Below are 14,457 nucleotides of genomic sequence, written 5' to 3'. Positions count from 1 at the left end.
TTCTCAGTTTCTGCTCCTGCGTTAAATGAGTATATACCTGTACCAACTGCTTTAACGTCGTGTTGTACTAGAGAGTCACCGTTAGTGTAACCTTCTTTGTAAGCAACATCTGGGTTTTCAGTTTCTGCTCCTGAATTCCAATAGTATAAACCGTTACCAACTGCTTTACCTTCGTGTTGTACTAAAGAATCACCAGTTGTGTAAGTTGATTTATCAGCGATATTTGAGTTAGTAGTATCACCAACTGAGTCACGATCTTTTTCACCAGTTTCTTTTTCAGAACGTTCTGCAGCTTCACCTGCTGGACCAAAGTTATATAGACCTGGACCTAAGTATTTTTCATATTCAACACTTTCTGGAACTGTAGAGCATAGGTAACGTCTGATAGTTGTGTTAATAACATCAACACCACCTTCTACTACTGAAGTAATAGTTGCGTAACCTGTGTCATTACCAGTAAAGCTTGAGTTGCTTAAAACTACTTGGTTACCGTGGATGTTTAAGTTAGATGCGTTAGTTTTAACTGTGCTTTCAGCTGTAACATTACCTACAGTTGCTGTTAAGTTAACTGCATCAACACCACTTAATCTTGCACGATCTAGAGATACAGTAGCACCTTTAACATCTACAGTTGAGCCTGTAGCTACTAAAGTAGATTGGTTAACTACTACATCCGCACTTGAAGTAACATCAACTTTACTACCTGTTAATGAAGTTTGGTTAGTTAAAGTAACACCTTTAGCAGCCGCTACATTTACGTTACCAGCAGTCTCTACAGTAGTGTTATCTAAAGCTAATGTACCGTTTAAGTTAGTTGTGAAACCTTGTTTTAACGTAAAGTTATTGTTTTTGAACTCAACATCATTACCTTCTGCAGTAATACTGTTAAGCGTGTTGTTAAAGTTACCTACAGTAGCTTTTTCACCAGCTTTAACTGTTACGTTAGCTGTTGGAGCTAGATAGTAATTTGCCTTATCTCCAGCTAATTCTACGTTTTTAGTAGACTCAACTTCTAAATCACCTTGAGTCGTAATATTATTATCTTTGATGATTACATCTGAATTTTTCGAAGTGAAAGCAACAGTTTTGTTACCAGTTAAATTATTATCTGCTACTTTTAATTCATTTGTTGCATCAAATCTTAAGTTTTTATCTGCTTCTAAAGTAGAACCTTTTACATCAACTGTACCACCACTAACATTAATGTTAGCAGCTTTAATCTCTAAACGATCAATAGTAGCTGTATTACCACCATGGATATTAATGCTTGCATCTTCATTGAAACTTACTTTTGCAAATGACTCTTTAGATACAGTAACATTGTTACCCGCAGACATAGTTAAACTACCAGAACCTACATTGAAGCTCGTGTTAGAGTAGATTACATCTTGTTTTGTAGAAATTACATTAGTTGATGTCTTAGTTACAACGTTTGAGTTTTTAATTTCTAAGCTATCTTCTAGAGCAGTGAAACCTATAATTCCGGTATTAGCAGTAACATTGTCAGCTAAAATTGATTTATGTGCAAACGAGTAGTTACCACCACTAATGTTTGTATCTTTAATAACAAATTCTGCTTTTTTATTTTGTAAATATAAATTGGTAGTTACATTTAAATCAGAACCTGTTATGTTAATTGATACTTGCTCTTTATTAGTCTGAGGCTCCCAAAGTGTAACTCTATAAGCTTTAAGATTTAACTTGTTCCAATTGTTATCAGCATTCGACTGAATATCAAGTAAAGAACCTGTTGTAGCGGTTTCTATGGTTACATTATCCATATTAAAACCACCCCAACCTTGAGCACGAATTGTTTGGTTACCTGCTCCTGAAGCTTTAATTACAGTATTAGCTACATCAAATTTTACTTTTAGAAGCTCTTCTGTAGTTTTAATTTCGTTTCTTAATGCACCATCACCTGTACCTAACTCAAACGTTCTAACATCTATAGTTGAGTTGGTAAGAGTCATACCATATTTACCATAGATTTTTAAGCTTGCACTTGGTAAATATGCGGTGAAGTTATTTACTTCTGCGGTACCATTGTTTGAGAAAATGTTGAATTTTCCAGCGTTAGAGTTTACAGTAACATTGTGAATCGCAATGCCTTTTTCACCATAGAAATCAACCTTATTATTTCTTAAACGATCATTTAACTGGTTTTGATTTATTAAGGTTACATTATCCATGTTCTCCATCGTAGACCAGTTGTAACTTCTACCACTAGCATACCAATTTTTACTTCTTTGGATGCTTTGTGCTTCTGCGGTAGTTGAAGCTACAATTATGTAAACTGGGTCTAGTAACCATGTACCGAAGTAATCGCTACCTAATTGTGAACTTGTATTAACATCAAATGTGTCACCAAAATGAATTCCTTTACCAGAGGTTTCTACTAAACCACCGTAAGAAGTTTCTGATGTTGCAAGGAATGTACCATCTACTTGAGCTTGGTCACCCCAAAGAATAACTGTACCTGCTTGACCTTTAGCAGATGCGTCTACTTTTGCTTCAGCTGCAATAGTTGTGTTTTGCGAAAGTTTAACTGTACCTGTACCAAGTTTGTCACCACCAATAATTACTTCACCGCCTTCTAGGCCTGTAGCGTTAATTACTGTTTTATCTTCAACTTGAATTTTGTCACCAAGAACTGTTACTTTACCAGCTTTACCTTGGGCATTAGATACATTAATAGCTGCGTTAGTTACAACAAGACCTTCTCTTACACCTGTAACTTCAGCGTTAGTTTGAGCGGTAGATTGAACTTCATCAGAAGTAGAACCTGCAAATAGAACAACATCACCATTAGCATCAATAGATACTTGGTTTGCTGAAGTTGCGTAATTACTCATAATGTCCGCAAATTCAGATGCAGATGTTGCACCATGAGCAACTTTGCTACCTAACATAGCAACGTTTTTACCAATGATGCTACCTAAGTTAACTGCTTTGTTTTGTGCAGTTACTTTATAAGAAATTAATGGGTTATTTAAATCTTGGATGGTAATTGATTGACCAGCTAATAGGTATACTGTACCGTCTTTAGCTTCTAAGATACCCGTGTTCACCACTTGACCACCAATTAGGCTTAGATTACCGTCTTTACCTACTTTGATCATCCCTTGGCTCACAACTTGAGCAATCGCTTTGTCTTTATCTTGGTTGAAAACATAATTGCCGTTTAAAAAGTCTTCATTAGTGATATCTAATGTAGACGCAACTAAACCCGCAACGTCAACAACTGAGTCTTTACCAAAAACGATACCCGCTGGGTTCACCACAAATACTTTACCGTTTGATTGTAAAGTACCTAAAATTTGTGAAATTTGGCCACCAATAACACGGTTTAATACCGCTGAATCTGAGTTTTGTTGGATAAATTTAACAATTTCATCAGCTTGAATGTTAAATTTTTGCCAGTTTAAAATCGAATTACCTTGAGTTGCAATCTCAGTAATTTGACCAACTTGCTTAATAATTGCATCACCTGCAACTACTTCATCTAAAATACGCGCAGGATCTGCACTAGCTTGCGCTGTCAGAGACATAGCAGCTACTAATGAGGTTAGACCTGCGGTGGTTAGAGTTGAGTTTAAGAGGGTAGAAGATTTAGAAACAGCTTTTTCTGTAGAATTGCCTGTTCCTGTATGCGCGATAGCATTAGTTGCCAATTCTGAAGCGACAACTAAATCTTTTCTTCTGGAGTTGTATTTTAATTTAAATACACGGTTCATAATATCTGTTACCAATTATTTTATTCATATTCTTACTTTTCTTGCCCGGAAAAGTAGATGTGTCTATTTTGAATAAACTCTAAGAAAGCAAAACCTAGCCAAGTTATAAATATGCTTTCTTATGAAAGTAGCCTAAATTCAAAAATTGTATAAATAATCACCAAATGTGAATACCTGTCTTTACTTTAGACCAAAAAAAACGTCAAAAGTTTCAAGGATTTAGCATTTTTTTATAACTTTTTTAAATTTTAACCCTATATTTATATCCTACCACTTTTCAGTGATACCTAAATATATTTTTCTTGATTTTTTTAGCTTTTTTCTTACCAATACTCAACTAGTTTTAGCCTCCTTTTTCTTAAACTTTCCTTTGCAAAAATGCTATTTAGTTGAGGCAAAAACAACCTGCAACTAATAAAACTTCAAAGAAAAAGATAAAAAGCAAAATTAGACAAGACTAAAGGCAAAAAAGCTAATCCTTGAAAGCATAAAAGCAGATAAAGTAAAAGCTTTAAAGAGCTAAAAAGAGAAAGAAAAACCTCTGCAAAAAAGAGTTCTTCTCAAAGTAAAGAGTAAGGAGACTTGCTATAAGAAGTAGCAAGGAAAAAGCAAATTAATAGAGACATTTGTCCTCGAGAGAAAGTAAAAGGGTAATGGAGCCTCGAGGCAAAAAGTTAAATACAAACTGGGGAAAAATATAGAGAGGAAAAAGTAAAACAGCAAATTACTAAGAGAGCTTATTTGCGAAAGCAAAAAAGCTAAGCTAAAAGCAAACTGGGGAAATATAGAGAGGAAAAAGTAAAACAGCAAATTACTTCACAAGCTTATCTGCAAAAGCAAAAAAACCAAATGGCAAACGCTGAACTTTGTAGCGAAAGCAAAAAGTACAATCAGCCAACTAAAAAATTGCCAACGAGAGCAAATTCAAAAAAGCAAACTGAAAAACTTGTAAACGAGAGTAAAAAATAAACTGAATTAATTTAAAATGAAAAATTGGGGAAAAGCAAAGAGAAAAAGAATGATTTTAGAGGGATTTAGCAAATTTTTAGAGAGGTAAAAACACAAAGTAAATGTAAAAAAGCAAAAAGAAAAAGCTAGGAATATGTATCCCTAGCCTCATATACGTTAATAAGATTAAGATTTGAAACCAGTTAAAACTATGTAACTCAATAAATGGTTAAATTTACTAAGCCAGAATTTTTAAATTCGGAAGCTTTGAGAGGTATGCTCCCAGAGCTGATAAACCTAAATATAGATAATTTTTTACAAACTAAACTACACTCTGTAAGCCAATTTAGCTTGCTTAACAAATCTAGGCAAGAGTCCTGCTTAGATTTGTATATACAAGTGTTATTTTTTTCTACGCCAGGAGAGTTTTACTCTTTACTACTGGACGTAAGTGTTTTTTCATTCTGTATCAAGTTCTATTTGGTTTTTATTCTATCTTATCTTATTTTTCTCATACTTAGATTAATTCAGGAACCCAAGTACCGTAAACATTTGTAGTAGCATATTTTTTGCAATCACCTGCACCAAAGTGAGATTCCATGTTACCCCAAGCTTCTAAATCCATGTTACAAGACATTTGTTCTTTTGCAACTGAAGTAGAGGTTAAAATGCTTCGTGGAGAGAAATTCATAACTGTTACCATTTTCATAATTCAAATCCTTTATATCTTATTTTTTAGTATATTTATTATTTTGCTAGTTGGCTAACTAGCTCTTATTCTTAGAAGTAATTTTAATTTTTTATTCTTTTCGTATACTTAGACAGAGGAAAATCTAAAAAGTTTCAAAAAAAATAAAAATAATTAAAAAACCTAAAAAATCACTAAAAATTAGAGAGTTTTTAAGTTTTAAATGGCAAAGAAATAATTTTTCTTTCTTTGTTACAAGATATTAGACAAACAAAAATGGCAAAAGTTTTATCTTTTTGTAACTAAATTGATTTTTTTTGCAAAAGAGACAAAATAAGCAATAGCTATTTATTTACAAATAATGCCCCATAATAAAATTCAGACATAAAAAAACGGTTTTCAGGAGATGTATGAAATTCAACAAGAACTAAGGAGTTTCATATGGATACATAATCAATAATAATCAAAGTAATTAAACCTAATTGAAAACCGTTATAAACATTATAACCAAGATCCATACTTTTTCCAAGACCCCACTCTTTAGATTTTGCTTAACCAAGAGATAAAAAAATCACGCTTCTATATGGATATACGTTTGAATTCTTGTGTAAGCCAAGCAATCTACAAGTGTAAAATCGCTAATAAAACTAATCTAGTTGCACTAACAGCCAATCTCCTAGTTTAATAAAGAGCCCAGATTATTAGAAAGTAAGAGTAAACTTCATTACCTAGATTATTTTCACACGCAGATAAGAAAATTTATTTACCCTGTTTTTTTAATCGTTATAGGGTGTAGCTGTATCTTTTATAGAACTTCCTTAGAGATATTTCCCGAACCTCTCCTAGTTCTCTACCTAAACTCATCCCTCAAAGATTAAAATTTGTTAAATTTACTCTTTGCCAAATATACTACCTTTTCTTTTGCTTTTAACGAGTTTTGCCTTTGAACAAAAATGATCAAAGCCCCTACTAATTTACCTCTTTAGATTCCTCACTTCAAATAATCTCTATTTTTTTATAGCTAATTTTTCTCTTTTTTCTCTTGTTGAGGAGAAAAATATTCTCTCTTTTATGCTTATGATCACAAACGATCAAAAATCGACTTTTTTAGGTCAAAATTACCCCATTTTTTTTGAGAGAATTATTACTTTAGTAAATTAACAAATATTTCTAAAAATCACTAACTTACCTCTTAATTTCACTTTTTCCTTATATCAAGATATTTAGCCATTTTCTTAAAAATGGTCATTTGACACAAAACACAAACAACAATTTTTTTCAAGATTTAAATTAAATTAAAATATAAGTAGAGAAAAAAACTCTCGATAGAAAAACCTACAATAATTATTTTTCAGTTACTCATGATGTGTAAACTTTTGCTTTACACATGATATCTTTTGTGGAGTAAATTATATGACGAATCTAAATGTTTTTGATAAAAGCTATGGACTATTTATTAATGGGGAATGGACCCAAGGTTCAAAAGGTGAGTTACTTACTTCCTACAACCCAGCTAATAATCAACCTCTAGCAACTTTTGTTGACGCCACCGCTGAAGATGTAGATGCAGCAGTAGCAGCTGCAACAGAAGCATTAAAAACTTGGCGTCTAACCTCTTCTACCGAAAGAGCAGCAATTTTAACAAAAATTGCTGAAGTAATTGAAGAAAACCTTGAATTACTCGCTTTACAAGAAACTTTAGATAATGGTAAACCTATTCGCGAAACTTTAAATGCTGATATCCCTCTAGCTGCAGACCACTTCCGCTACTTTGCTGGAGTAATCCGTAGTGAAGAAGGTACAGTAAACGAATTTGATCGCGAAGACCTTTCAATTATTCTGCAAGAACCAATTGGGGTAGTAGGACAAATTATTCCATGGAACTTCCCATTCTTAATGGCAGCTTGGAAAATAGCTCCAGCTTTAGCTGCAGGTTGTACTATTGTAATTCACCCGTCCTCAACTACTTCACTAAGCCTTCTTTCTTTAACCCAAAAAATTGCTCACTTACTTCCACCTGGAGTATTAAATGTAATTACGGGTAAAGGTTCTAAATCAGGGGCTTACATGCTCGAACATAAAGGCTTTAATAAACTAGCATTTACAGGTTCGACTGCAATTGGTCGTGATGTAGCTATAGCTGCTGCAGAACACTTAATTCCAGCTACCCTAGAATTAGGTGGTAAATCAGCAAACATTATCTTTGATGATGCTCCATTTGAAAAAGCACTCGAAGGGGCACAAAAAGGTATTCTCTTTAACCAAGGTCAAGTGTGCTGTGCAGGTTCACGTATTTTTGTGCAAGAAGGCATTTACGATAAATTCGTGGCTGCTCTAGTTGAAGCTTTTGAAAATATCAAAGTTGGCTTACCTTGGGAAAAAGATACAGTTATGGGGGCACAGATTAACCGCCCACAAATTGAAACTATTGAAAAATATGTTCAACTTGGGGTTGAAGAAGGGTGCCGTATCCTAACTGGAGGTAAACGTAATACTACAGGAGCTCTAAAAGACGGTGAGTTCTATACTCCAACTCTTTTAGAAACAGATAACAACTCTTTACGCATTAACCAAGAAGAAATCTTTGGTCCAGTAGCAACTGTAATTAAATTCAAAACTGAAGATGAAGTAATTGCTCTTGCTAATGACAGTGAGTATGGTCTAGGTGGTGGGGTTTGGACTCGCGACATTAACCGTGCTTTACGTGTAGCTAAAGGGGTACAAACTGGTAGAATGTGGGTGAACTGTTATAACCGCTTTGCAGCTGGTTCTCCATTCGGTGGTTATAAAGCTTCTGGTATTGGTCGTGAAACCCACAAAATGATCCTTAAATCTTATACACAAAGTAAAAACATCTATATCAGTTTACGTGAAGAAACTGAAGGTTTTTACTAAACCAAACACATAGCGACATGTGTGATCCTCCTCGGAGACTCCTAGATGTTTGGTTAGATAAGTATCAGGATCTTTGATCCTGGTACTTTTTTCCGAATAACAACTAGAATGTTAAAATTAATTGGTTAAATTTATCTGCTCGGAACTTGGTTCCGAGTTTTTTAATAAAAAAAAGCTCCCCGCGGGGAGCTTTTTAACTTATTGACATTCAACTTCTAAAGCAGCAACGTCATTTGCACTTAAATTGTACTTAGCAGAAATTTCTCCTAAACTTAAGTCTAAGTCAGAGGCATTTACGCCAAGATTCGTTAAGGCTGCACGACCTGCACTTGAATTTACTTTACAAGTTAAGAAGTTTTGTGGAGCTGGAACATCTCCTCTAATTACCAGAGGTTGATGATCTTGAGCAAGAACAGGAATATTCTCTTGTCCACGTGGTTGCACTAATAACCAGTCATTTTGGCGACGTTCTTCTTCACTACTTACCCCTTGGGTAACTTGGAAGATAAACTCTGGACGGAAAATAGGATTTTCCTCTTGACTTTCCTCAGCTGGAGGAAGTTGTGGGGCAACACTTGGAACTTGAGGCTGTTCAACTGGAGTTACAACCGTTTGCTCTTGAGCTGGAGCTTTAGGTTCCTCAGTTGGAGTTACAGGATCTTCAGTAGTACCTGTTTGATCACCTGAAGTTTCTTTACCTTGTTCAACTGGTGCTTCACTAGGTTCTTTAACTTCTGTCTCTGGAGCTTTAGGTTCAACAGCTGGTTCTGTAGGCTCTTCACTCGGAACTACTGGATCTTCAACTGGAGCTTTAGGTTCCTCACTTGGAACTACAGGTTCTACAGTAGTACCTGTTTGCTCATTTGAAGTTTCTTTACCTTGTTCTTGAGCAGGTTCTTTAACTTCTGGTGCAGATTCTTGCGGATCTTGTGGTTGCTCCTCAGTTGGATCTACTACAGGAGTTTCCTTAGCTTGATCTTCAGAAACATCTTTACCTTCCTCACCTGGTGTTACTTCCGCCTGATCATCTACAGGGGCTTTAACCTCGGTGTCTTTACTTGGGGAAGCTTCCTCACCTGAAGTTTCAGAAGTCTCGTTACCTTGATCAACTGGAGTTACTTGCTCTTGTTCATCAGTAGGTTTTTTAACCTCAGTGTCTGACTCTTTAGGTTGCTCTACATGATCTTCACCTGAAGTTACAGGTTCTTCGCCAGTACCTGTTTGATCACCTGCGTTTTCTTGAGAATCAGAATCTCCTGGAACTACTTCTACTGGATCTTTATCTTCAGCATCTGGATCCTTAGTATCAGTTGCTGGATCTTGTGGAACCTCAGAAGACTCTTTACCTTCTTCATCAGAAACTTCTTTTTCTCCCTCACCTGGAGTTACTACTGTTTGATCATCAACAGGTGCTTTACCTTCTGTTTCACCTTCTGTAGGTACTTTAACTTCTGGTTCAGGTTCAGATTGCTCACTTGAAGCCTCTTTACCCGCATCAGTTGCAGAGTCTTTGTTTTCTTCAACTGTAGAGTCTTTGTTTTCTTCAACTGTAGAGTCTTTTTTGTCTTCACTAGGAGTATTTTCTGCAGGATCTTCAGTTACACCAGTTTCATTACCAGCTTGATTATCACTTACCCCTGAAGATTGTTTTTCTTCATCAGTAGGAGCAGTTTGTTTTTGATCATCGCTAGGTACAGTTACATCTGGAGCTGGTTCTGCTGGAGACTCTTGCTCTTCAGATCCTTTACCTTCTTCACTTTCGCTACCTGAAGCTTGGTTATTACTGTCTGAAGATTGGTTATTCTCTTCTACAGGTTGCTTAGTCTCTTCTTCTGTAGGTAATTTACCATCTTCACCTGAAGCTTGACCTACTTCACTTTCTGAAGTTTGACCTGCTTCATCTTCTGAAGTTTGATTAGCTTCACCTTGCTTACCTTCTTCATCAGCAGGCTTGCTAGGTTCTTCTGTTACTTCATTATCACCTGTACCTTGATCATTTACCTCTGTACCAGATTCAGCTGTATCATCTTTATTGGCATCTACAACTGGTTCTTCTGCACTAGGTTGAGTTTCTTTTTGCTCTTCAGATGTATCAGATTGTTCTTCAGATGTAACTGTTTGCTCATCAGTTTTACCTAACTGATCATCAGTTTGTTCTTCAGATTGTTTAGGATCTGGTGAAGCTTGTTCTTCCTTATCAACAACAGGAGCACTTGTATCAGTTACAGGATCTTGAGTTTGACTTTCAGAAGTTTTAGAGCCTTCTTCACCTTCTTTAGCTGTTTCATTTTCTGCTACAGGTGGAGTTACAGTTTCTTCATCTTTAGAAGGAGTTGCATCTTCTTCATCTTTAGGTGCAATTACTGCTTCTTCACCTTTAGCATCATCCCCTTCGTCAGTTTGCTGATCTGGGGTTGAGCTTTGCTCTTGCTTAGAAGCTTGTTCTTGACTCTCTTCACCTGAACTTGCTTGGCTGTCATCTGCTTTTGGTTCTTCGGCAACAGGAGAGTCAGTTTTTTGTTCATTACCAGTTGTTGTAGTTTCACCTTGATCTGGAGCTTCGCCTTGAACAGGTTCTTCTGCACCACCTTCTTCATCACCTTTAGCTTCAACATTGTCGTCAGAAGACTCAACAGGAACTACTACTTTTTCCTCTTCTTTCTCAGATGGTGTTGAGGTTTCTTGGCTTGTAGGATCGTCGCTTACTGAAGTTCCATTGTTTTCAGAATCCTCGTTCACTGTGGTTTCTTTGTTTTCAGCAGCCTCGTCGCTTACTGAGTTCTCATCACCTTTAGCTTGTGGATCTGTTTGCTCGCTAACTTGACCATCCTGAGATGCAGAAGTTGAACTTTGCTCTGTGCTAGAGCTTTCTTTTTGTTCTGTCTCTGAAGTTGGTGTTGTAGATGATCCTTCACTTGCAACTTTAGCTTTTTCCTCGCTAACTTTTGCATCTTCTTTAGGAGCAGTTGCTACTGTAGGTACTGCAGATTTACTTTCTTCTTTTTGTTCAACTGGATCTTGGCTATTTGCTTTTACTACTGTAGCACCTGAACCTGTATTGTCATAGTACTCGTAATCGGTACTGCTGAGAGTAACTTGAGTTTGTCCTTCAAGTTTATTGTTTGCAAAAATTAGTTTGCCATTCTCTTGCGACCTAACCTCAAGAGAGTCTGACTTAACTGTAGAACCAACAACAGTTATAGCATTTTTACTTGTAATGCTTAAACCACGCTCCGTAGTAAGCTGAGCATCTTGTAAGTTAATCTCATTTTTACTTATTAAGCTAGTACCTGTACCATCTGAGTCTAAAACAAAATTACCATTATTTTGAGCTACAGATTTAATGTTGTTACCTGTTAGAAGTAAACTTGTTGCACTTGCCCCAGCTTCCACTTTAGCGTTACCTAATAGAAGATCTTGACCTGCACTAATGCTTGTTATCTTACCGTTACTATTAGTAACTTTAGTTGCTTTAGTTCCTTCTTCGAGTAAGGCTAAATTACCTGCAGTTGAACCTAAGGTTAACATTGACCCCGCGGTAACTTCAGAACCACGTAAAGTTAAGTCTTCTTGCACATTAAGTTTTAAGCTAGATACTGCAGTAATGCTAGTGTTTACTGCCTCTAAAGCTTTTAGGGCATCACCAGTATTAGTTTCAATACCATTGGCAGTAATACATGAGTCAATAAAAATAAACTTGTTGTTCTTCGCACTTTGGAGTTGCAGAACATTAGTTGTATTTAAGGTGAGGTTCACCATTATTGACGGTGTATCACTTAAAGCGTAAATGGTACTTGCATTAGCATGGTTTACATCTTCTCTTTGGTTACGGAAAGAAGTGTTGCGAATATCAATGCTACCTGCTTTAACATAGTAGTTAGCTAAGGCTTCAACTGTAGTACCGTCAATTTCTAACGCCGTGTACTCTACTTGTTGTGATGGGGTATCTTTAGCTGGAATCTCCATGCTACGAATACCGTGCATGAGAACTTCTTGCCAGTTATTAACAAACTTCGAGTTTTTAACGGTGTAAGTATGACCTGTACCTGTTAAACGTACTTGCCCAAAGTTAACACTTGCATCTACATTAGTAAGAGAAACATTACCTTTAGAGTTGATGTTAAATGAAGTTACATTCGTAATACCTGCAGGTTGATGTTGCCCTGCACGAATATTTAAATTCTCTAAAGAGGTGTTACCTTGACTTAAAAGCACTACGGTGTAAGCTTTAAAGCTGTTTTCTTCACCTGTTACTTTTATATCAACTTGAGTGTTGGTAGTAAGGTTATTTGCTACCTCAATTTTACTGCTAGTAATGGTTAAATTATTCGCCGTAAAGTTTACCGCACGAGTTTTTAAATTGGTATTAGTTAAACTAATGTTATCCGCAGTAAGAGTTAAAGTACCATTAGCTCCGTCAACACCATAGTAGGTTGCGATATCATCGTAAGTAGTATCTGTGCTTACCTCAGCTGAAATAAAGCTCAGATTATTAGTTGCGGTTAGACTTACATTGGTATTTTTTAAAGCTTCACCTAATTGGCTATCAAGAAGGTAAGAGTCAGTTTGTCCAGCATCGCTTGCAGCTGTTTGGTAGCTAACTTCAGGTTGCGTAAACTCAGTAAGTTCTACTTTTTCGTTTGCTGTTTTTTCAGCATAGGTAGTTGAGTTAACTACATTAAGGTTCTCAGGATCAATTAACCATTGTCCCTTACCTGTAGCACCTTGAGTATCTACACTAAAGTTTTTTCCTAATTGCAGGTGTTTAGCTGAGGTTTCAATAAAGCCACCTTGACCTTGGCTTGCTTGCGCAGTGAACGTACCATCAATATACGCCTTGTCACCCCAAACAATAATTCTTCCAGCATCACCTGAACTTGCCGAAGCATCTACTTGCGCTCCTGCTTGCACATAAGTACGAGATGCTAGTTTAACTTGACCTTGTCCTTGTAAATCTCCACCGAGAAGAACTTCACGTCCTTGGGTGCTAGATTGGCTTTGCACTACCACCGTATCACCTAGCACTGCTACTTTATTAGCTTGGCTAATAGTTCCTGCTTGGACAACAAGACCGCCTTGTGTGCTTGGGGGTGTGGTATGAGCATCTGCTGTAGTTTGTAAATTCGGGGCTACTGCTCCTGCGTAAAGGAGAACTTCACCATTAGCTTCAATGCGAGCTTGCGTTGCTGGAGTTTCTCCATTCACTAAATCGGCAAACTGCCCGCCATGGGCTACTTTATTTGCTACTAGAGCTACATTTTTACTAAAGATAGCTCCGAGGTTTACGGCGTGGTTATCCGCACTTACTTTATAAGAGATTAACGGATTATCTAAATCTTGGATAGTAATCGATTGCCCTGCTAAAAGATATACTGTACCATTTTTAGCTTCAAGCACGCCTGTATTAGTAACCTGCCCACCCACTAAAGCTATAGTGCCGTCAGCATTTACTTTAATTACCCCTTGATTTAGGACGCTAGCTAAAGCTTGATCTTTTTCTTGGTTAAAAACGTAGTTGCCCTGAATAAAATCGTCATTGCTAATATCCAGAGTTGAAGCCACTAAACTAGCTACATCTACTTGGGCTTCTTTACCAAAAACAATTCCTGCTGGGTTAACAATAAATACTTTACCATTAGATTGTAAAGTCCCCAGAATTTGGGACACACTACCGCCGAGAACGCGGTTTAAAACGGCAGAATTAGCATTTGCTTGCACAAATTTAACTAATTCATTGCTATTAATATTGAATTTTTCCCAATTAATAATGGTGTTGTCTGAGGTAGTGTAGGTAGTAACAGCCTGATCTATTTGCGTTTGTACCTGCCCATGTACCACGGACATCCCCGTGCGTGGCTCAGCGGCAGCATAAGCTAAACTAGCACCTGTACAAACTAGAGCTGCTAAAGTTGAAAGGGTTAAAGATAAACGAGGAGCTTTAACCGTAGGGTCTGAGGATTTGCCTGCTGTTGCTTGAGTTGCCAACTCAGTTACAGCATCTAATGACATGGTTCTACGATTAAATTTTAATTTATATTTGCGATTCATACCAACCTTTTAAGTTAAATGTTAAAGGGGGAAGAGTTTTTAAACCGAAATAATCTGGTATTAAAACTTTGCCAAATAATTATAAGGAGGGGGATTTAGTCGAAAAAATCAAGACAAATTTTTTTAGGCAAAAGCTTAAACTAT

General features: G+C 36.5%; 4 protein-coding genes. 1 reads left to right on the top strand and 3 read right to left on the bottom strand.

The features are described 5' to 3' along the window. Nucleotides 1-3,734 (bottom strand): two-partner secretion domain-containing protein (locus CJP74_RS05570; RefSeq protein WP_119497292.1); only part of this gene is annotated, 3,734 nt, incomplete at its 3' end. Nucleotides 3,735-5,199: 1,465 nt separating this feature from the next. Further along, nucleotides 5,200-5,391 (bottom strand): hypothetical protein, encoded by a 192-nt coding sequence (locus tag CJP74_RS05565; protein WP_119497291.1) that lies wholly within the window; start codon nucleotides 5,389-5,391, stop codon nucleotides 5,200-5,202. Nucleotides 5,392-6,783: 1,392 nt separating this feature from the next. Between CJP74_RS05565 and CJP74_RS05560 the strand changes: the two genes are divergently transcribed. Beyond that, nucleotides 6,784-8,265: an aldehyde dehydrogenase family protein gene (locus tag CJP74_RS05560; RefSeq protein WP_119497290.1), complete on the top strand. Its 1,482-nt coding sequence runs from the start codon at nucleotides 6,784-6,786 to the stop codon at nucleotides 8,263-8,265. Nucleotides 8,266-8,463: 198 nt separating this feature from the next. Here CJP74_RS05560 and CJP74_RS05555 read toward each other — a convergent pair whose 3' ends face one another. After that, entirely contained in the window at nucleotides 8,464-14,313 is a 5,850-nt protein-coding gene (locus CJP74_RS05555; RefSeq protein WP_119497289.1) for a two-partner secretion domain-containing protein, read from the bottom strand. Between the last annotated feature and the right edge of the window lie 144 nt (nucleotides 14,314-14,457).

It is taken from the genome of Psittacicella melopsittaci (genome assembly GCF_003585925.1).
GTDB lineage: Bacteria > Pseudomonadota > Gammaproteobacteria > Enterobacterales > Psittacicellaceae > Psittacicella > Psittacicella melopsittaci.
Note: the sequence above shows the minus strand (reverse complement) of the source record. Positions and strands in the feature narration are given on the sequence as shown.